This window comes from Mesorhizobium sp. UC74_2 (assembly GCF_042701485.1).
GTDB lineage: Bacteria > Pseudomonadota > Alphaproteobacteria > Rhizobiales > Rhizobiaceae > Mesorhizobium.
In genome coordinates, this window is the sequence record NZ_CP170562.1 from 916713 (window position 1) to 936646 (window position 19934).

The 19934-nt window shown below is 63.6% G+C and carries 20 protein-coding genes and 1 pseudogene; 12 read left to right on the top strand and 9 right to left on the bottom strand.

The window, feature by feature from the left end:
• The first annotated feature begins 64 nt into the window (after positions 1-64).
• The 4 genes from ACFJIU_RS04315 (at position 65) to ACFJIU_RS04330 (ending at position 3804) form a co-directional block, all read left to right on the top strand.
• Positions 65-1204 carry a transglycosylase SLT domain-containing protein gene (locus tag ACFJIU_RS04315; protein WP_379067838.1) on the top strand — a complete coding sequence of 380 codons (1140 nt, stop codon included), beginning with the start codon at positions 65-67 and terminating at the stop codon, positions 1202-1204.
• Positions 1205-1235: 31 nt separating this feature from the next.
• Positions 1236-1727: a GNAT family N-acetyltransferase gene (locus ACFJIU_RS04320; protein ID WP_379067842.1), complete on the top strand. Its 492-nt coding sequence runs from the start codon at positions 1236-1238 to the stop codon at positions 1725-1727.
• Positions 1728-1766: 39 nt separating this feature from the next.
• Positions 1767-3167, top strand: coding sequence for an alanine/glycine:cation symporter family protein (locus ACFJIU_RS04325; RefSeq protein ID WP_379072954.1), 1401 nt, complete (start codon positions 1767-1769; stop codon positions 3165-3167).
• Positions 3168-3351: 184 nt separating this feature from the next.
• Positions 3352-3804: a GFA family protein gene (locus ACFJIU_RS04330; RefSeq protein WP_379067845.1), complete on the top strand. Its 453-nt coding sequence runs from the start codon at positions 3352-3354 to the stop codon at positions 3802-3804.
• 56 nt (positions 3805-3860) lie between these two features.
• Here the strand turns inward: ACFJIU_RS04330 and carB are convergent, their stop codons facing one another.
• The gene (gene carB, locus ACFJIU_RS04335; protein WP_379067848.1) at positions 3861-7349 is read right to left on the bottom strand and encodes a carbamoyl-phosphate synthase large subunit; all 3489 of its coding nucleotides are present in this window, start codon (positions 7347-7349) and stop codon (positions 3861-3863) included.
• 477 nt (positions 7350-7826) lie between these two features.
• Here carB and ACFJIU_RS04340 point away from each other — a divergent pair, with 477 nt between their 5' ends.
• Both ACFJIU_RS04340 and ACFJIU_RS04345 read left to right on the top strand, forming a co-directional pair.
• The gene (locus tag ACFJIU_RS04340) at positions 7827-9038 is read left to right on the top strand and encodes a S8 family serine peptidase (protein WP_379067851.1); all 1212 of its coding nucleotides are present in this window, start codon (positions 7827-7829) and stop codon (positions 9036-9038) included.
• A gap of 99 nt (positions 9039-9137) precedes the next feature.
• A complete protein-coding gene (locus ACFJIU_RS04345) occupies positions 9138-9404 on the top strand; it encodes a hypothetical protein (protein ID WP_379067854.1) in 267 nt (88 codons plus the stop codon).
• 67 nt (positions 9405-9471) lie between these two features.
• On the opposite strand, the gene ACFJIU_RS04350 is transcribed toward ACFJIU_RS04345, so the two are convergent.
• From ACFJIU_RS04350 to ACFJIU_RS04365, 4 genes and pseudogenes are all read right to left on the bottom strand, one after another.
• Entirely contained in the window at positions 9472-10779 is a 1308-nt protein-coding gene (locus ACFJIU_RS04350; protein WP_379067856.1) for a tetratricopeptide repeat protein, read from the bottom strand.
• 196 nt (positions 10780-10975) lie between these two features.
• On the bottom strand, positions 10976-11638 hold the full coding sequence (locus tag ACFJIU_RS04355; RefSeq protein ID WP_379067859.1) for a dihydrofolate reductase family protein: 663 nt from the start codon (positions 11636-11638) through the stop codon (positions 10976-10978).
• A gap of 151 nt (positions 11639-11789) precedes the next feature.
• Positions 11790-12317 carry a zinc-binding dehydrogenase gene (locus ACFJIU_RS04360; RefSeq protein WP_379067862.1) on the bottom strand — a complete coding sequence of 176 codons (528 nt, stop codon included), beginning with the start codon at positions 12315-12317 and terminating at the stop codon, positions 11790-11792.
• Between the two features lie 203 nt (positions 12318-12520).
• A pseudogene (locus ACFJIU_RS04365) lies at positions 12521-12799 on the bottom strand (NADP-dependent oxidoreductase); the annotation flags it as partial.
• A 111-nt stretch (positions 12800-12910) separates the two neighbouring features.
• On the opposite strand from ACFJIU_RS04365, the gene ACFJIU_RS04370 reads away from it, so the two are divergent.
• The 4 genes from ACFJIU_RS04370 to ACFJIU_RS04385 all read left to right on the top strand — a co-directional run bounded on the left by ACFJIU_RS04370 (position 12911) and on the right by ACFJIU_RS04385 (position 14852).
• Positions 12911-13507: a TetR/AcrR family transcriptional regulator gene (locus tag ACFJIU_RS04370; protein WP_379067865.1), complete on the top strand. Its 597-nt coding sequence runs from the start codon at positions 12911-12913 to the stop codon at positions 13505-13507.
• A 115-nt stretch (positions 13508-13622) separates the two neighbouring features.
• Positions 13623-14054: a hypothetical protein gene (locus ACFJIU_RS04375; protein ID WP_379067868.1), complete on the top strand. Its 432-nt coding sequence runs from the start codon at positions 13623-13625 to the stop codon at positions 14052-14054.
• 131 nt (positions 14055-14185) lie between these two features.
• Complete coding sequence (locus ACFJIU_RS04380) at positions 14186-14467, top strand: DUF982 domain-containing protein (protein ID WP_379067871.1); 282 nt, start codon at positions 14186-14188, stop codon at positions 14465-14467.
• Between the two features lie 133 nt (positions 14468-14600).
• Positions 14601-14852 (top strand): hypothetical protein, encoded by a 252-nt coding sequence (locus ACFJIU_RS04385; protein WP_379067873.1) that lies wholly within the window; start codon positions 14601-14603, stop codon positions 14850-14852.
• A 223-nt stretch (positions 14853-15075) separates the two neighbouring features.
• Here the strand turns inward: ACFJIU_RS04385 and ACFJIU_RS04390 are convergent, their stop codons facing one another.
• The 4 genes from ACFJIU_RS04390 to ACFJIU_RS04405 all read right to left on the bottom strand — a co-directional run bounded on the left by ACFJIU_RS04390 (position 15076) and on the right by ACFJIU_RS04405 (position 18149).
• Positions 15076-15372: a hypothetical protein gene (locus tag ACFJIU_RS04390; protein WP_379067875.1), complete on the bottom strand. Its 297-nt coding sequence runs from the start codon at positions 15370-15372 to the stop codon at positions 15076-15078.
• Between the two features lie 177 nt (positions 15373-15549).
• Positions 15550-16185 (bottom strand): hypothetical protein, encoded by a 636-nt coding sequence (locus ACFJIU_RS04395; RefSeq protein WP_379067878.1) that lies wholly within the window; start codon positions 16183-16185, stop codon positions 15550-15552.
• 35 nt (positions 16186-16220) lie between these two features.
• On the bottom strand, positions 16221-16871 hold the full coding sequence (locus tag ACFJIU_RS04400; RefSeq protein WP_379067879.1) for a hypothetical protein: 651 nt from the start codon (positions 16869-16871) through the stop codon (positions 16221-16223).
• 204 nt (positions 16872-17075) lie between these two features.
• Positions 17076-18149 (bottom strand): ABC transporter substrate-binding protein, encoded by a 1074-nt coding sequence (locus tag ACFJIU_RS04405; protein ID WP_379067880.1) that lies wholly within the window; start codon positions 18147-18149, stop codon positions 17076-17078.
• A 194-nt stretch (positions 18150-18343) separates the two neighbouring features.
• Between ACFJIU_RS04405 and ACFJIU_RS04410 the strand changes: the two genes are divergently transcribed.
• A complete protein-coding gene (locus ACFJIU_RS04410) occupies positions 18344-18709 on the top strand; it encodes a hypothetical protein (RefSeq protein WP_379067882.1) in 366 nt (121 codons plus the stop codon).
• Positions 18710-18819: 110 nt separating this feature from the next.
• Entirely contained in the window at positions 18820-19926 is a 1107-nt protein-coding gene (locus ACFJIU_RS04415; protein WP_379067884.1) for an OmpA family protein, read from the top strand.
• Positions 19927-19934: the final 8 nt, after the last annotated feature.

Below are 19934 nucleotides of genomic sequence, written 5' to 3' on the forward strand. Positions count from 1 at the left end.
ATGTTGCCCGACCAAAAGTGGTGGTGTAAGGAGCATTTAACGATTTGCACGAACAGAGCGCGGCTTGCGAACAACAACCCACACCCTGTCGATCGGCATTCTTCTGGCTGCGGCCGGTGTTTCCGGTTGCACCTCAACGACTGCCGTCAAGCCGTCCCTGGCTCCCGCCACGACCACGGTGAGCGAGTCTGATGCCGGCTTTGCCCTGGCGCTGCCCGAGGCTGTCTCGGTGCTGCCGGAGTCGTCCGGCCTGGCACCCGTCCAGTTCGCGGCACTTCCGGCTGAAGCCGCCGGCAATGCCTTTGCCGGCGCGACCCCGCAACAGCATGCCGAGAACCCTGCCACACTGGCGACGACGCCAGGCACCAGCGCGCGGCTCGCCAACAACTCGTCCTTTGTCGCGCCCGCACCAGTGCAGCCGGGTGGTGCGACCGTTGCTCCGGCAACTGTTGCGGCCAACGGCAAAGCGGCAACGGTACAGCCGGTGGCCCAGGGCCAGCAAACCGCGCAAGCCGCCACTGCCCAGGCTGCGACGGCTCAGGCAGCCGTAGCTCAGCCGCAGGCCGCCACAACCACCCAGACCGGCGCGCGCGTCAGCACCCTGTCGGCCCGCATGGGCGGTGACCTGCCGACGCCGAAGCCGAAACCGGTGGTCGTTGCTTCCGCCGCCACCAGCCTGGTGTTCCCGGCAGCTCCCGCCGCTCCGAAGGCGATCGCATCGCTGCCCGGCGTTCAGCCCATCGCCTATTCCGGCCCGGTGCCGACCTATCTGATGATCCCCGAACCGGAGGCCGAGAGGCCAGGACCGGTCAGCGCCGGCCGCGGCGAGGTCGATCGCCTGATCGCCAAATATGCCACGCTTTACGAAGTGCCGGTGGAACTGGTGCGCTCGGTGGTCAAGCGCGAGTCGACCTTCAATCCGCTCGCCTACAACAACGGCCATTGGGGCCTGATGCAGATCAAGCATGCCACCGCGCGCGGCATGGGTTATGGCGGTTCGCCCAAGGGGCTGTTCGATGCCGAGACCAACCTGAAATACGCGGTGAAATATCTGCGCGGCGCCTTCCTGGTGGCCAATGGCGACTACAAGCGCGCCGACCGCCTCTACCAGACCGGTTATTATTACGACGCCAAGCGCAAGGGTCTGCTCGAGGAAACCGGGCTCGGCCGCGATCGCAAGCGCAAATCGGCTCCCGACGCCTGAGCCGGGCGCGGCCTGACGCAGGGGGACACCGATGACGCAGACCGAGGCCGGATCGGCCGACGATATCAGCATCCGTCTGCGACGTTCGCTTGCCGGCGACCTGCCGGCTCCCGTCTGGGCCGACGGTTTCACGATGCGGACGTTCCAGCCCGCCGACGCACGCGCCGTGCACAAGCTGCTCACCCAGACCCTGCAGAAGGAAGAGAAGAACTTCGACCTCTGGTGGGCGCAGCATTCCGACGATGCCGAATACGACCCCGCGCTGTGGTTCGTGGTGGAGGATGCCGAGGGCCAACTGGTCGCGGTGGCACTGTGCTGGACCAGCGATTACCTCAAATATCTCGCCGTGCATCCGAGCGCGCGGCGCAACGGACTGGCGGAAGCCCTGCTGCTGCATGTGTTCGCGGTGTTCAAGGCACGTGGCGCCAGCCGTGTCGATCTCAAGACCAAGGTGGTCGAAAACGCCAATGCCATCCGCCTCTACAGGCGTCACGGCATGGTCGAGGTCGACTGGAACGGCTGAGGCGGCCCGGCTGGAACGAGGGGAACCTGCATGAGCGCGTTGAACGCAGTCATCGATTTCCTGAACACGATCTTCTGGGGCTATGTGCTGATCTATGGCCTGATCGCGGTCGGCATCTATTTCACGCTGCGGCTCCGCTTCATCCAGATCAGGCATTTTCCGGAACTGTTCCGCTCGGTGATGCGGGTACCGCAGAACGACACCAGCGGCATCACGCCGTTCCAGGCGTTGTGCACCAGCCTGGCCTCGCGCGTCGGCACCGGCAATCTCGCCGGCGTCGCCGTCGCGCTCTATCTCGGCGGACCGGGCGCGCTGTTCTGGATGTGGGTGGTGGCCGCTGTCGGCATGGCCACGGCCTATTCGGAAAGCGCGCTCGCCCAGCTCTACAAGATCACCGACCACAACGGCCAGTACCGCGGCGGGCCGGCCTTCTACATCTCGAAAGGGCTGAACGCGCCCTGGGCGGGCGTGCTCTTCTCCATCTGCCTGATCGTCGTCTTCGGTCTGGTCTTCAATGCCGTGCAGGCGAACTCGATCGCCGATGCCATGCAGGGCGCCTTCGGCGTCGACAAGCTGTGGGTCGGCTTCGCGCTGGCGGCGCTGACGGCGGTGGTGATTTTCGGCGGCATCCGCCAGATCGCGCAGGTGGCCGAGTATGTCGTGCCGTTCATGGCGATCGCCTATCTCGGCATGGCGCTCTATGTGGTGCTTGCCAACATCACGGCAGTGCCCGGCGTGCTGGCGCTGATCGTCAAGAGCGCGTTCGGCATCGAGCAGGCGGCCGGCGGCGTCGCCGGCGCCATGCTGAACGGGGTCAAGCGCGGGCTCTTCTCGAACGAAGCCGGCATGGGCTCGGCGCCCAACATCGCCGCCGTGGCGACGCCGTCGCCGCATCATCCGGCCAGCCAGGGTTTCGTGCAGGCGCTGGGCGTGTTCATCGACACGCTGCTGATCTGTACCGCCACGGGCATCATGATCCTGTTGTCCGGCGTGATGACGCCAGGTTCGGAACTGACCGGAACGCCTTTGACCCAGGAGGCGATGGTCGCCCATATCGGCGAGGCCGGGCGCTATTTCATCGCCGTTGCGATCTTCTTCTTCGCTTTCACGTCCATCATCGGCAACTACGCCTATTCAGAAAATGCCTTGGTGTTCCTGAAGGTTGACAACAAGGGCACGTTGAGCGCGCTGCGTGTCGGCGTGCTGTTGATGGTGGTCTGGGGCGCCTATACGTCGGTGGCTGTGGTGTTCAATGCGGCCGATGCCACCATGGGCCTGATGGCCTCGGTCAATCTCGTCGCGATCATGCTGCTGTCCGGCACGGTAGCGAAGCTGACGAAAGACTATTTCGACCAGAAGAAGACCGGCGTGCCACGCTTCGATCCGGACGCCTATCCGGAGCTGAAGGGCAAGATCGAATATTCGATCTGGAAGGGTTAAAACCGGAGCGTTTCGGTCTTTTTCGCAAAGGCAAGAACGCATCCGGTTTTCTGGAGTTGCCACGCAGCGGCGACGGAGAGGGGATCTTTGGCGCCATAAGCAATTGCTTTGGCCAGCGCGGCGAGCTGCCACGCTTGCCTGCCGCCATCGTCCGCTTATCCTGTGACAAGCACAGGAGAAGGCGATGGACTGGAAACTGCCGAGACAGGGTGCGTGCCGCTGCGGGCGCGTGAGGATCGAAGTACGCGCGGCACCTCTGGTGACCATGGCCTGCCACTGCACCGGCTGCCAGAAGATGAGCTCTTCCGCCTATTCGCTCTCGGCCGCCGTCCCGGCCGAAGGTTTTGCGGTGACCGAAGGCGAGCCGGTGATCGGCGGCCTGCACGGGCCCGACGCGCACCATTATTTCTGCCCGCACTGCATGACGTGGATGTTCACCAGGGCCGAGGGCATGGACTGGTTCGTCAATGTGCGCCCGACGCTGCTGGAAGGGGCCGGCGACTTCGCGCCCTATATCGAGACATGGATCGGCGAAAAGCTGCCTTTCGCCGAAACCGGAGCGGTGAAGAGTTACGCCGCCCTTCCGCCGATGGAGGATTATGAGGGGCTGATGGCGGAGTTCAGGGAACGGAGGTGAAGGGCGAGGCGCTAGTGGCTCGCTCGAGCGCCCCAACGACCGCTCCTCTCAAGTCCTCAAAAATACTCCTGCAGCGGCCTGACTTCCAGCGAGCCCGCGCGTAGTGCCGCGATCGCTTCGGCCACCGCGCCCATGCCGGCCAGCGTGGTGTAATAAGGCACCTTCTGCATCAGCGTGGCGCGGCGCAGCGACTTGGAGTCCGAGACCGCCTTCTGGCCATCGGTGGTGTTGAAGACGATCTGCACCTGACGATTGCGGATGGCGTCCTCGATGTGCGGGCGGCCTTCCAGCACCTTGTTGATCTTCTCGGCCTCGACGCCGTTTTCCCTGAGGTAGCGTGCGGTGCCGGAGGTTGCCAGCACCTTGAAGCCCTGGCCAGCCAGGCGCTTCACCGCCGGCAGCGCGCCGGCCTTGTCCTCGTCGCGCACCGAAATGAACAGCGTGCCCGAGCGTGGCAGGTCGACGCCGGCGCCAAGCTGGCTCTTGGCGAAGGCCATGGCGAAGTCGCGGTCGAGGCCCATGACCTCGCCGGTCGACTTCATTTCCGGCCCGAGCAGGATGTCGACGCCGGGGAAGCGGGAGAAGGGGAACACGGCTTCCTTGACCGCGACATGGCCGGGCCGGCGCGGGTCCGGCTTGTCGCCGTAATGGGCAAAGGCGCCGTCGAGGTTTTCGCCGGACATGATGCGTGCCGCGATCTTGGCGATCGGCTTGCCGACGGTCTTGGCGACGAACGGCACGGTACGCGAGGCGCGCGGGTTGACTTCCAGCACGTAGATGACGCCATCCTTGATGGCGTATTGCACGTTCATCAGGCCGCCGACATTGAGCGCCCTGGCCAGCGCCGACGTCTGCCGCTCCAGCTCGTCGACCAGTTCGGTCGGCAGCGAATAGACCGGCAGCGAGCAGGCCGAGTCGCCCGAATGGATGCCGGCCTCCTCGATGTGCTCCATGATGCCGGAGACGAAGGTTGCCTTGCCGTCGCACAGACAGTCGACGTCGACCTCGATCGCGCCCGACAGATAGGTGTCGAACAGAAGCGGGTTCTTGCCGAGCAGCGTGTTGATCTGGCCGGTCTTGTCGTTGGGGTATTTCTGCTTGATGTCCTCGGGCACGAGACCCGGCACCGTGTCGAGCAGGTAGGTCTGCAGCATGCCTTCGTCGTGGATGATCTGCATGGCGCGGCCGCCGAGCACATAGGACGGGCGCACGACCAGCGGAAAACCGAGCTCGCCGGCGACGGTGCGGGCCTGCTCGACCGAATAGGCGATGCCGTTCTTCGGCTGCTTCAGGTCGAGCTTGTGCAAGAGCTTCTGGAAGCGGTCGCGGTCCTCGGCAAGGTCGATGGCGTCGGGCGAGGTGCCGAGGATCGGGATGCCGGCGCGTTCCAGCGCGTCCGCGAGCTTCAGCGGGGTCTGGCCGCCGAACTGCACGATGACGCCGTGCAAGGTACCGGCTGCCTGTTCGGCGCGCAGGATCTCCAGCACGTCTTCGGCGGTCAGCGGTTCGAAATAGAGGCGGTCGGAGGTGTCGTAGTCGGTCGAGACCGTCTCCGGGTTGCAGTTGATCATGATCGATTCATAACCTGCCTCGCGCAGCGCATAGGCGGCGTGCACGCAGCAATAGTCGAACTCGATGCCCTGGCCGATGCGGTTGGGGCCGCCGCCGAGGATGACGACCTTCCTGGCCGACGAAACCTTGGCCTCGTCGGCGAGGCTGCCTGCGAAAGGCGTCTCGTAGGTCGAATACATATAGGCCGTCGGCGAGGCGAATTCGGCGGCACAGGTGTCGATGCGCTTGTAGACCGGATGCACGCCGAGCGCCGTGCGGCGCTTGGCGACCGCATCGCTGTCCTGGCCCGTCAGCGATGCCAGGCGGGCGTCGGAGAAGCCCATCGACTTCAGCATGCGCAGGTTGGCGGCGTCCTGCGGCAGGCCATGCTCGCGCACGCGCGCTTCCATGGCGATGATGGCGCCGATCTGCTCGAGAAACCACGGGTCGATCTTGGAGATGGCGTGCACTTCCTCCAGCGAGGTGCCCATGCGGATTGCCTGCGCCACCATGCGCAGCCGGTCCGGCGTCGGCGTGCCGAGCGCCGCACGGATGGCGTTCTTGTCGTCGGCGCCGCCATTGCCGCCGAGGCCGGGGATCTCGATCTCGTCGAGGCCGGTGAGGCCGGTTTCCAGGCCGCGCAGCGCCTTCTGCAGCGATTCCTGGAAGGTGCGGCCGATGGCCATCACTTCGCCGACCGATTTCATGGCGGTGGTCAGCACCGGCGAGGCGCCGGGGAATTTCTCGAAGGCGAAGCGCGGGATCTTGGTGACGACATAGTCGATCGACGGCTCGAACGAAGCCGGAGTGGCGCCGCCGGTGATGTCGTTCTCCAGCTCGTCCAGCGTATAGCCGACGGCCAGCTTGGCGGCGATCTTGGCGATCGGGAAGCCGGTCGCCTTGGAGGCGAGCGCCGAGGAGCGCGAGACGCGCGGGTTCATCTCGATGACGACGAGGCGGCCATCGGCCGGGTTGACGGCGAACTGCACGTTGGAGCCGCCGGTTTCGACGCCGATCTCGCGCAGCACCGCGATCGAGGCGTTGCGCATGATCTGGTATTCCTTGTCGGTCAAGGTCAGCGCCGGGGCGACGGTGATGGAGTCACCGGTGTGCACGCCCATCGGGTCGATGTTCTCGATCGAGCAGACGATGATGCAGTTGTCGGCGCGGTCGCGCACGACTTCCATCTCGTATTCCTTCCAGCCAAGCACCGATTCCTCGATCAGCACTTCGGTGGTCGGGGAGGCGTCGAGGCCGGAGCCGACGATCTCGAAGAACTCGGTGCGGTTGTAGGCAATGCCGCCGCCGGTGCCGCCCATGGTGAAGGACGGACGGATGATGGCCGGCAGGCCGACATGGTCGAGTGCCTGGGCGGCGATCGCCATGGCGTGGTTGATGTAGCGCTGCTTGCGGTCGCCTTCGCCGAGGTTCCACTGGGTTTCGAGCGCATCGAGCGCGGCGTCGAGATTGTCGGCACCCGAGGCCTTCAGCGCGGCGCGCTCGGCCTCATGCTTCTTGCGATCCTCGTCCTTGACGGCCGACGCATTGGCCAGCATCGAACGCGGCGTCTCCAGGCCGATCTTGGCCATGGCCTCGCGAAACAGCGAACGATCCTCGGCCTTGTCGATGGCATGCGCATCCGCGCCGATCATTTCGACATTGTAGCGCTCGAGCACGCCCATGCGGCGCAGCGAAAGGGCCGTGTTCAGCGCGGTCTGGCCGCCCATGGTCGGCAGCAGCGCGTCCGGCCGCTCCTTGGCGATGATCTTGGCCACCACTTCCGGCGTGATCGGCTCGATGTAGGTGGCGTCCGCCAGCTCCGGATCGGTCATGATCGTGGCCGGGTTGGAGTTGACCAGGATGACGCGGTAGCCTTCCTGCCTGAGCGCCTTGCACGCCTGGGTGCCGGAGTAGTCGAACTCGCAGGCCTGGCCGATGACGATGGGGCCGGCACCGATGATCAGGATGGACTTGATGTCGGTGCGTCTTGGCATGGGTTCGGTCCGTTCATTCTAGCCTGCGCGGAAGACCCGGGGCGGGGGATTCTCCGTTTCGCATGACGATGCGTCGCAGAGGCCCGGCCAGGGTGCGCAGGATGGATTCTTGTATCAGGCTAGGCGGGCCTTATAGGGGAGAGTTTTCGCCGATGTAACCCCGAAAATGCACGATACCGTTGCCGTTTTGCCGCGCCGATCCGCTTGTTTGCCGGATGGCCACAAAACGCCGGCCTTTGGTGCCGTTGCAGGAGGTGTCGCACCACGCCTCGACGGCAGGCATGTGTCAGCATGTGAGCCCAAGTTTACTCCACGCCCCATTGGCCTGTGTTAGGGTCGGTACAACGAGGAGGCCCATGTCATGCGCGTGTCCGTCATCGTCACCATTCCGGCCAAGGCGTTCGTGCGGGAGAGCAGCCAGCTAGCTTTCTCAAGGGAACGCTACGACCCGATCGCTGCCCCGACGGGAAGGGCGGGTTGCTGGTCGATCCCGGCTTTCCACCGCTGCCGATCGCGGCGCGCACGCCGGGCAAGGTGCGGCTGGCGGCCTCGCATATCGAGAAGGCGCCGGTCTTTGCCGTGCGCGGCACGATCGAGGCCAACCGCATCGACGATGTGCGCAGCTCCGGCCGCGGCGTACAGATCTTCGCCGACCCGCAGATCGGCATGTTCAAGGACCCTTATTGCGGCGTGGATGCCGTCGGCACGCGTGAAGACGTCGCCCGGCTGCTCAGGCTCGACAAGCTCAAGGACAAGGGGCTGCAGGGCAAGGATGTCGCGCTCGCCATCATGGACACCGGCATCAACATCAGGCACCTGAAGGCGCAGGGACTGGCGCCGAAGCTCGACAGGAAGATCTCCTGGGCACCGTCCAACATCAGGAACACGCCCGGCGACTATGCGGTCGACCACGGCACGATGTGTGCCTATGACGCGCTGATCGCGGCACCTGCCTGCAGCCTGCTCGATTTCCCGATCCTGCAGTCGGAGACGCCGGGCGGCAGCGTCATGGCCGGTTTCCTGAGCGATGCGCTGCTGGCCTTCTCCTACCTGCACCAGCAGTTCACCGGTCCGGACTGGAAATACAAGGCGCTGGTCATCAACAACAGCTGGGGCATGTATCATCCGAGCTGGGATTTCCCGCCCGGCCATCCCGGCCGCTACGCCGACAATCCGAACCACCCGTTCAACATCATGGTCGGCACGATCGCGCGGGCAGGTGCCGACGTGCTGTTCGCCGCGGGCAACTGCGGCGCCGATTGCCCGAGCGGCCGCTGCCAGGGCGTGACGCGCCACTCGATCAGCGGTGCCAACGCGCATCCCGACGTGCTCACCCTTGCCGCCTGCGACATCGATGGCACGCGCCTCGGCTATTCCAGCCAGGGGCCGGCCATTCCCGGCATGGCGCGCGAAAAACCCGATCTCACGAGCTACAGCCATTTCCTGGGTTCGCAGGCCTTCGGCGAAGGCTCGCCGGATACCGGCACGTCGACGGCGAGCCCGGTCGCGGCGGGCTGCGTCGCGGCGATCCGCAGCGGCCTGTCGCGTGGCAAAGTCTCGCCGCGCGACCTATTTGACCGTATAAAGGCAGAGGCGCGGAAGCAGCCCTGGCCGAAGTCCGGATGGAACAACGATTACGGTGCAGGGATCATCGATCCGTTGTCGGTGGCCGAGCATTTCGGGCTGTAGGCCGGCGCCGGTGCGTGATCCGCGAACCCAATGGTCTGCAAGGCATAATTGCAGGCTCTTCGGGCGAAGATCGGCCGGCAGACGAGAGATGAAGACGGAATGTCCCGTGACATGGTGCTCATGACCATTGCCTGTCCCGAAGGCGAGCCCGGTCTCGATCGGGCCGCCGAACTGCTCGGCGTGCCTGCCGCCGAGATGGACAAGGGGTTCGGCGTGGTCGTGCTCGATCCGCAAAAGGGGCTCTATGCCGTGCAGGTCCACGAAACCGCCATCAGGGAACGCCCGACCGCTGACACCGGCAACGGGGCGGTGCAGGGTCCGTTTTCCAACCCGCGCATCGCGCCGTTCGGCCCGACGCGGAAGTAGGCAGGTCTGCTATCTTGCGAACACCGTCGTCCTTGTGCCGAGACGGTATGACAGGCCGGGAGGAGCCTTACTTCTTGTTGCCGCTTTTCAACCCCTCCAGCTCCTGTTTTGCCTCGCTGAAGTGCGGCATCAGGTGCAGCGCCTTCTTCAGGTCCGCCCTCGCTTTGGCAGTCTCGCCCTTCTGCTTGTAGGCCACACCGCGACGATAGAAGACCTCGGGATCCGTGGACCGCAGCTTCTCCGCCTCGTTGTAGTCGGCGATCGCTTCGGCGAGACGTCCCTTCGTGGCGTATATCGCGCCGCGGTTGACGTGGGCCTTGAACTGTTTCGGATTGAGGTCGATGGCTTTGTCCAGGTCGGCGATCGCCTTGTCGGACTGCCCAAGCAGAAACAGCACCGTTCCGCGGGAATTGTAGATGTCGGCATCGCCGGGATCGAGGAAGATCGCTTTGTCCATGTCGGCCAGAGCGCGGTCGAACTGCTTGAGCGCCGCATAGATGGCGCCGCGACCGCCGAAGGCCATGGCGATACTCGGATCGATCTCGATCGCCTTGTCGAAGTCGGCGATCGCGGCCTCGGAGTGACCGGAAAAAGCGTAGGCGTTGCCTCGCGCGACATAGATGATCGCGTGACCCTTCACCCGCTGGCCGCCGATCCGTTCGATAGCCTGGTTGAAATCGGCGATGGCTTCATCCTGGCGGTTGAGCTGTGCGTAGGCCTTGCCGCGGGTGAAAAGGGCCTGGATGTTTGCCGGGTCGAGAGCCACTGCCTTGCCGAGATCGGCTACAGCCTTGTCGGGCTGATTCACCCGGAACCAGGCGTCGCCCCTTCCTTCATAGAAGACAGGGTTGTTCGGGGCGAGCTTTATGGCCTTGTCGTAGTCCGGGAAGGCGCGGCCGAATTGCCCTTGCCGCGCAAAGGCCATGGCGCGGTTGCCGATCGCGTCTGCATCGTTGGGGTTGGCCTGCAGCGCCTTGTCGAGGTCAGCGAAGGCAAGTTCGTATCTGTTCATCCGCGTATAGGCAGCTCCGCGACCGCTGTAGGCACGGACGTAGCCAAGTTCGATCGAACGGCTGTAGTCCGCGACCGCCTTGTCGAGCTCATCCATGCGCAGATAGGCGGTGGCACGATTGTTGTAACTCTGGGCGTGTTGCGGCAGCAGCCGGATCACCTCGTCGAGATCGGTGATCGCCTTCTTGTTGTCACCCTTGCTGAACCAGATCGAAGCGCGTCTTTGATGAGCAACGACATCGTTGGGGTCGAGGCGGAGACGCATGTTCTCCTGTTCGAGCTGGCTGTCGAGGTCAGCCTGCTGCGCAAGGGCAGAGGATGCGAAGAGTGCCAGCGCCAGAAGCGCCAGACCTGGCCATCTCATTGTCGCGATCTCCCATCGATCGGCGAACGCTCCTCCCGCATCCGTCAGCAGGCACGGAGAGGCTCGTGAAATCAAGCCGAAAGCGATCCTGACGATGACCTAGTACATCGCGCAAACGCAGCGCTTCCAATGGAAACGCTGCGTTTTGGGAGGATGCCCGAGCGGATTGCCGGCCTGGAGGCAAGGCAGTCCGACTTCAACCCAGGTTTCTGCGGCGCTCCAGCTCGGCCTCGGACGGCTCACCCAGCGAAAAATCGCCCGTCTTGACGTCGCCGTCCGGCACGTAGTTGGCCACGATCACGCCGCTCGGATAGGACTTCGCCTTCACCAGCTTGAGGCCGGATGGAGCGACGCTGTCGCCGAACAGTCTCTTGCCCTTGCCAAGCAGGACCGGGAAGGTCAGGACGCTGAGCTCGTCGACCAGGCCATGCTTCCACAAGGTCTGCAGGAAATCGCCGGAGCCTTGCACCAAAAGGTCGGGGCCGTCTTCGGCCTTGAGTTTCCTCAGCGCCGCGACGACATCGGAACCGAGCAACTGGCTTCTCTGCCAGGCAAGCTTTGGCGTCGAGCGCGAGGCGACATATTTGGTGATGCTGTTGAAGCTGTCGGCGATCGCCTGGTCCGGGCCGTCCTTCATGAAAGGCCAGTGCGCGGCGAAGATGTCGTAGGTCTTGCGGCCGAGCAAAAGATCATAGGGCCGGCCGAAGATTTCACCCAGCGCCGCTCCCAACTCCTCGTCGAAATGCGAGGCGACCCAGCCGCCGAATTTGAAGCCGCCAGTCGGGTCTTCCTGCGGGCCGCCCGGCGCCTGCATGACGCCGTCGAGGCTGACGAAGGTGGCGACGATGATCTTTCTCATGATGGTCTCCAGGATCTTTTCCTCGGCCAATTCCGAAGTCGGCCCTAGGACGGATGGGCAGATGGCGCTCCTACATGGAAGCGGAAAAAATCGCCGATGAATGATTGGAGGGCCGCCCGGCCAACGAGGCCGGACGGCAGGCTGACAGACCCTATCGATCGGCGAGCTTGACCAGCATCTTGCCCGTGTTGTCGCCGCTGAACAGGCCAAGGAATGCCTTCGGCGCATTGTCGAGGCCGTCATAGACGGTGTCGCGCGACTGAACCTTGCCGTCTTTCAGCCAGCCGATCATCGCGGCGGAGAATTCCGGATAGAGATCGTAGTGGTCGAGCACGATGAAGCCGCGCACCGACAGCCGCTTGATGATGATGGCGGACAGGTGGTGCATGGTCTCGGAGGGCTGCTCGTCATTGTAGCCCGCGATCATGCCGCAGATAACGATGCGGGCGGAGTCCTTGGCGGCCGCGAGGGCCGCGTCCAGATGGCTGCCGCCGACATTGTCGAAATAGACGTCGATGCCCTCCGGGGCGGCCTTGCGCAGCGCGGCAGTCAGATCCTGGGTTGTCTTGTAGTTGATGACTTCATCGGCGCCGAGTTGGCGAACCCAGGCGACCTTGTCGTCGCTGCCCGCGGAGGCGATGACGCGAGCGCCCTTGGCCTTGGCGATCTGGACTGCCATCGAGCCGACCGCGCCGGCCGCGGCCGAGATGAAGACGGTTTCCCCTGCCTTGAGCGCGCCGAAGCGTTCGAGGCCGACAAAGGCGGTGAAACAGGAACGCCGAGCGGTCCGAGCCAGGCCTCTGCGGGTGCGGCGGCGAGATCGACTTTGGTGGCAGTCTGGGCGTCGATCAGCGCATGGTCACGCCAGCCAGAGAAATGGCTCACCACATCACCCTTGGCGAAGCCCTCGGTCCGTGATTCCTCGACGACGCCGACGGCAGCCCCCTCGAGTGCCTCGCCGACCTGGAAAGGTGCGATGTAGCTCGGCTGATCGCGCATGCGGCCACGCATATAGGGGTCGACTGACATCCACAGTGTCCGCACAAGCAACTGGCCATCGCCGGTGGCAGGCAGGGGACGCGTGGCTGAACGGAACGTATCGAGGGTAGGGGCACCGGTGGGACGGCTGTTCAAGAGAATTTCCTGGGCTACAACAGACATCGTGTCTCTCCTATATTACCAACAGTAAGCTACCTATCGTAACTTACTGTTGGTAACATAAGTGGCCGGATATGCCGTTCAAGCAGGTCGCGAAAAGAATTCGGTGCAGAAATGAACCAGACGAAAAGGCTTGCCAAGGCAGACCGGCGCCAGCAATTGCTGGAGACGGCGCGCCACGTCATCGGTAACGAAGGCACCGAGGCGCTGACGCTTGGCCATCTGGCTGAGCAGGCCGGTGTTTCCAAACCGATCGCCTACGAGCACTTCGGCACGCGCGCGGGCCTGCTGATCGCGCTGTGCGACGAGTACAATGACCGGCAGCTCGCGGCACAGGCCAGGGTACTCGACGCCGGTGGCGATTCCGTCGAAGCGGTGGCGCAGATATTCGCCTCGACCTATGTCGGCTGCGTGCTCGACATGGGGCCTGAAATGGGCGCCACCTTTGCCGCTCTTGCCGCGACGGAGGAGACGGCAGCCTTCCGCCAGGCGCTGCGTGACGGCTATGTCGAACGTTACCGCCGGGCCTTCGGCAGGCTGATCGATCTCGATTCCGCAATGGCCGGCGCGCTTTACAAAGGCCTGCTCGGAGCCGCTGAAGCCCTGGCCCAGGATGCCGCGACAGGCCGCCTGCCGCGCCAGGAGGCGGTAACGGCGCTCACGCGCATCTTCTCGACGACGCTGAAGCCGTATGAGAAAAAATCCGCCTGAGCTGGTCAGGTGGACCAATCTGTCGGCATCCGCCGACTATCCCTGCTGCGGCCAATTGTGAGTTGCCCGGCGGCACCCTGGCGGGTAGCGTCGCCGCTCCCAGAAGGAGTGAGCAATGGATTATCGAACAGCGACCCCTGCCGATCTTGCCGAGATCTTTCGCAATCTCTCCCTGCGCATGGCTGACCAGTACACCGCAGCCGGGCTCAACATCGCAGACGCCAAGGACGAATTCCTGATGAGTTTGAAGGAGGGGCGGGCCCACACGTTGCTGGATAGCGGAAACCCTGTTGCGATCATCGCCTGGCGGGAAACCGGCGATGCCGCGCAGACGGCGTTCGCTGCGCATGAGAGCTTTTTCGCGCGTGGCAGCGTCCGATTCTGCAAGGCGCATATCCGGCGCATCCAGGCGCTCTGCGGCAATCTGCCGATCGATTCGTTCAGCTGGTCCGATCGCCCCGAGATCGCCAAATGGTTCCGGGTCCTCGGTTTCCGGGAAAAGGGCAAGGAGAATGGATATACCGTCTATGAACTGGACCGCGCCTGACGCTTGTCGCGATTTTTCAGGGTTGCCTTCTCACGAACTCTGATGCCGGTTCTTCATTTGTGACGACGGCAAACCAGTTCTCGCCCGTTTCTCATAGTGGAATGAAAGCCCACTTGAGGAGCACATGCAAAATGGCGAACCCGGAATTCGACCGTCCCGTGCCCATCCGCATCGATGATCCGCGCGATGTGCAGACCGCACGGGACGCCTATGAAGTCCTGATCCACTGGCAAGGCATCCCGGACCTTGATCATACCGGCGCCATCGCGGTCTGCCGCAAGGCACTGAAGGGGCAACGCACCGGCAAGGAAGCCCGGCAGGCGTTCCAGCGCTTTGCCCATAACAATCGCATCCTGGCGGACGATCCGGCGGGCAGCGCGTTGCGCCAGAGCAATTCCAGGAAAAGTGCGTAGCGGTTTTGCGCCCGGAATTGCGTAGAAACACGGAGATAGAGGTTTCCGCGTTTCCGCTGAAGCGGAAACGCTCTGGCGCGCGCCCTGGCCGCGCTGATGGTGTCAATCGCCCTGGTGCGATGGAGACACGCTCATGATCGAATTGACGGAGAAGGAACAGCGCTTCCTCAAGCGCGTGCACAAGGTCACCCACTTCCCCTGGACGAACAAGGTGAAAGCCGTGGACGGCTACGGCAAGGCGATGCGGTTGTCGCGGGCGACATTCGAGCGGCTGCGCGATGACGGCATCCTCATCCGCTCTTCCAGCGGCCTCACCTCCAACACCTACAAACCGATCAACGCTCCCGTCACGCCGGAGGTGGAGGAAGTGCTGTCCGACGCCTGAAACGAGCCTTCGAAAGACATGGCGGGACGCAGTTTCTTGGAACGGCTGTCTGCATTCGCCGTTCACCGTTCTCATAAGGGGAACATGACAATGTCCGTCAAACTCTACTGGACAATCTACACGAGTTGCCTGGTGGTCGGCATGAGCCTTGCGACGGTGATGGTGGTGGCCTGGTGATCGGTTGACGGATCGCCGCGCAGCCGTAGCCGTTCGATCGATGTCTCTAGCGGGCGCGGATCAGGCGGGCTGTTCGCCGGCGGTGCTGCAGCCAGAGCAGGCCGATGTTGAGTGCAAAACCGGCAGTGAGGCCGGCAAGCCAGATGCCGGTGACGATGCGGGCGAGAGCCTGCGCGGCGTCGTTGCCGCCGTAGCGGTACTCTTGCCAGACCCAGAAACATGAGATGACAAAGGCCAGAACGGCGACAGCGAGCAAGCTGGTCAGCCAGTTCCGCATCGCCAGCGTACCGACAAACGGGATGAGAAGGATCACGGTTCCCGCTATCCAGAACATTGGTTCCATGGCCCGCCTCCGTGACCTATCCCATCCCGACCCCAGCCGGCGGTGTTTCATGCATGAACACGGTCCACGCCCCGCCAGGGCATGCTTTGTGTACAGCAAGGCCAGAAAGCCGGATGTGAACCGTTTCACCGTCGGTGCGGGGTTTTTGCCGGAAGCAGCCGACCCGACCTATCCGACCTAGCGGTCGGGGCAGGTCTCCGGCAGGCCGTTCAGACCTTGCTTCGCGGTCTGGAACGTCGCGGTGGTTTCGCCGTCCTTGCGGGTGAGCCGCACGACATAGATGCCGTCGAAATCATCGCCTTGCCATTTGGGCACGGCGTCGGGATCGCCTTCGTGGTCCTTCATCATCTTGCGCGCCAGCTTGACCAGTTGCTTATGCTCCCAGGCGACGACAACAAGCGCATTTGCATACGCCTTGTCTTCCAGCCTGTCCTTGAGCCTGGAAATGTCCTCGACGCCGATGCCGGCGTTGACAGGCAGCCCGAAGCTGACGGCCATCGGCTCGACCGTGGCAAGCGGCCGGACATAATCATAGGCTGTGCCCTTGTCTGTCTTCTGGTCTGCCGGATTGGGGGCAAAGATGGCGGCGGGAACCCCGAAACGGGCCTTGATCACGCTGGGCAGCCGCAAGGACCGGTTGAGGCCCTGGCAGTTGAGCTGGCCGAGCCCTTGCGGCGGCTTTTCGCCATGACGGATCAGGACGATGGTCTCGACGCTTTCGGCTGCGTTGGCCGCTCCCGTCGAGAGCGGGAGCAGACCTGCCAGGCCGGCGTTGACGGCCAGAACAATCAGACGAGCGACATTCGAATGCATTGTGGTTCCCGCATTACCTTGTGAAGGCTCATGGGCTACAGACGCGCCCGGTTGATGGTCGATGCCTCGCGGGCCTGCTGCAACACGTAGAAAGCAAGCAGGATCGCCGCGTCAAGCTCGAAGACTTCCTCCATCGCCGAAAGGGCATGCGAGGACGATGCCGAGATGTCGATGACTTGAGCCAATCCGATGCAGGCAACATGTGCGAAAAACAGCGTGTGGCCCGAGAGATGTTTCAGATCGCCTCGGAATCCCTTCAGCAGCTGCGTCGCGACAAAACCCGCGACTGCGATGGAGCTGGCAAGCAGCAAACCCACCAGGAGCCAGGACAGAAGCGGGCTCAGATCACGCGCCAGGCGAAAGACGACGACGAGCAGGTCGTGGAAGCCATCCAGCTGCCCGCCACCATAAAGCGGTGGCGGCTGGAAGCCGAGCAGGCGCGAACCGAAACTGGTTTCGTCCATCAGCTCGGCGAAGCCGACCAGTCCCGCCAGCAGCAGCGGGAGCTGCATCCCCCACATTGTCAGGGAAGCGGCGGCACCGAACGCCGCCAATGCGAAGAAGACCGCGGTGGCCATTTCGACGATACCGTCTTCCTGCAGAAGCAAGGGCCGAAGATCCGGCGCCTCGACGGCGACGAAGGCCGCCGCCACGGTCACGACGCCGACAACCAGAAACGCTCCCATCAGGAGCCCGAACCGATCCGTCCCGCTGGGAAGATCGATGTTGGCGGAGTGACCGCCCCGGAGATCTCTCGCCACAACACCTCGCTGTCGCAAAACAGTCATGGAATCGTCACGTAGGGCCAGTTTCAGGCGAAGGAGGGGCGGGATTGTGCGCGGCCGAGCACATCATGATGCAGCCTGTAACGTTCGATGAGACGGGCCGGCTCAGCCGATATGGAGAACCCGAAGGCGGTCGGGGTCTGCCGGGTGCCGTTCCGCGACCTGGATTGGCGGCCAGCTCCATTGCCAGACGCTGATCCCCGGCGCGCGGGAGAACCGGATTTGCCCTCGGGTACCCTCGACGGCGATGGTCGGCCAGGCTCGGGCGATGCGATCCCGATCCGCACCGCAAGAATGCAGTATCTGTGCGAGGACGGCGATCGTGTCGTACCCTTCGAAGGCGACGAAGGATGGCGTCTCCGACAGCCTGTCGCGAAGGTCCGCCTCGACGCGTGCGCCAAGGGCGCTGAGGTGTTCGGGCAGGTAGCGCAGGAATGGGATGGCGGCACCTCCCGGCATTGCCGCGAATTCAGCAAATTCCGGTTGCCCCGCCGGTGCGCCGATCAGGATCCCGGGCAGGCGCCTGCGGACGGCTTTGACAAGGGATAATGCCGGTTCCGGGTAGCCGGCCAGAAGCAGCAGTGCTGTCGCGCGATTGCTGACGAGCTCGTCGCACAGCGCTTCTGGGCTTGGGGCGCGCGCATCAAGCTCGATGACGGCACCACCATGCCGGCCGACACAGTCCCGCAGAATGCGGGCGCCGGATGTCCAATAGACGCTCTGGTCGAGCGCCAGAGCAATGCGGCTGTGGCCGACGGCCCGCAGGAAGTCCGCATAGACACGCCAGCCGCGGGACTGCGCCGGAGCAAGCCGCGCTACCCATTGCGTTGGCTGCTCGGTGAGCATGTCGATCACCGCCGACGAGCAGAGGAACGGCAGGCGAAGGGCGTCAGCCCTGGCCGCGGCAGCGCAGGCAACGACGCTGTGATATTCACCCGCCAGGACGGCGACGCCGAGGCTTGCGAGCTCTTCCACTGCCGCCTCGGCCTTTCGAGGATCAGCGGCGGTGTCCCGGACCACGAGCTGAAGCGGCCTTCCGGCGATGCCACCGATGTCGTTGACCTCGCTTACGCCCAACTGAAGCCCGGCGAGCAGGTGCCGGCCTGCCTGAACCCAGCCCGGCGGTGTCAGCGGAGCCAGGACGCCGATCCGGATGGGGGACATGTCAATCGTGCTCATGCGTTGCTGTCTAGGGGAGGCTCTGCCGGGGTGGACAGGGACAGTGCGGAGCAGATTCGACAATCTGTACGGGTCTACCGGCCGATACAGTTACCCTTGGGCGCTTCTCACGCATTTCGTGCTTTTCCTTGCGGGCGGTGCGCTGTTTCGGCATCAGGTGGCCATGCAAACGTTCGAAAACGGCGAGCCGACACATGACCAAGGATGAAGTGGCGAAAGATTACCTGGACTTCCTGAGAACCGCCTTGACCGTCTTCACCTGGACGGCGCTCTGCGCGGCTGTAACGGTCTTTGCGTGGAGCCCGGAAATATTGGAGTATGGGGTCCTGGCAAAACTGTTGGCGGCAATCGTTACGTTCGTGGCCCTTACAACCACGATCGGAGGTGCATACAGCCTGATCCTGTCAGCCTATGCCCTGCGCAAGAAAATCATACGTCACGCACCGTGGGCCATTCTCCTGCCGGTTGCGTTCTTCGGGCCTGTTGCCCTGTGGCTGTTCGGGCTGGCTGCGGTGTCGATCTTCTTGGTGCCTATGCTCAAGAACATCGCCCAGTATTAGCGGGCAACCAGGGTTCGCCTGTGGATGATGGAGACGCAGCGGGCTGCTTGTCGGTTAGCGCGCGGTGTGATTTCCTGCCCCCGGTCCGTTTTCATCGTTTTGGGGGAAGCATGAACACCCGGATTTTCACCCGCATTGCCGCTCTTTCCGTTGCCGTGGTCTCGGCTCTCGTCGTCACCGCCACTTCAGGCCTCGCCGACGCCACCAATCCAACGGCCGATATCGACGGCGCTTCAGACAATGCACTGGTCAAAAGATATGACGGCTCCTTCATCGTCTCCTACGAGAAGCTCGCCTACACGGATTTCACCCTACCGCTCTCGGCGCTGAAGCCCAGCGAGGACCCGGACGCCCGTGACAAGAACAACAACCGGAAGTTCGCGCCTGAGAAAAAGGTCGAGGCTGAAGGCGCCCTCACGCGTATAGCCTACGTCCTGCCGCCGGATCGCTCGCCGCTCGAAGTGCTGCGCAACTACCAGGATGTGATCGCCCAGAAGAGCGGCGAGGTGTTGTTCGAGTGCAGGAAGGAGGAATGCGGCGGGGCCGCCGATCGCTCCTCCAGCGGTGGCGGCAACGACATGAGTCTGACGATGTTCTTCTTCCACGACAGCGATCTCAAGGACGCCGACTTCAGCAACGGCAAATGCGCGCTGACGTCGACGATCACGGACCAACGCTATTTCACGGCCAAAGTGCCAGAGGATGGTGGTGACGCCTATGTCGCGGTGCAGACCTACACCATGATCGACGACCTCTATTGCAAGGAACTGAACGGCCGCACGGTGGCGGTTGTCCAGGTCCTGGAGCCCAAGGCGCGAGACAAGAAAATGGTCGTCGTCGAAGCCGCAAAGATGAATGAATCGCTTTCGGCCACAGGGTCGATTTCACTCTACGGCATCTATTTCGATACCGACAAGGCCGACATAAAGCCGGAGTCCGACCCCACGCTGAAAGAGATTGCAACCCTGCTGAAGAACGACCCGAAAATGGCCGTGCTCGTGGTTGGTCATACGGACAGCGAAGGCAGCTTCGATCACAACATCGACCTTTCGTCGCGCCGCGCGCAGGCGGTCAAGGCGGCATTGGCGTCAAAGTATGAAATCGACGAGAAGCGGCTTACGGCAGCGGGAGCCGGCATGATGGCGCCCATCGCTTCCAACGACAATGACGAGGGCCGCGCCAAGAACCGACGCGTGGTTCTGGTCAAGGCGAACTGAACGCAATC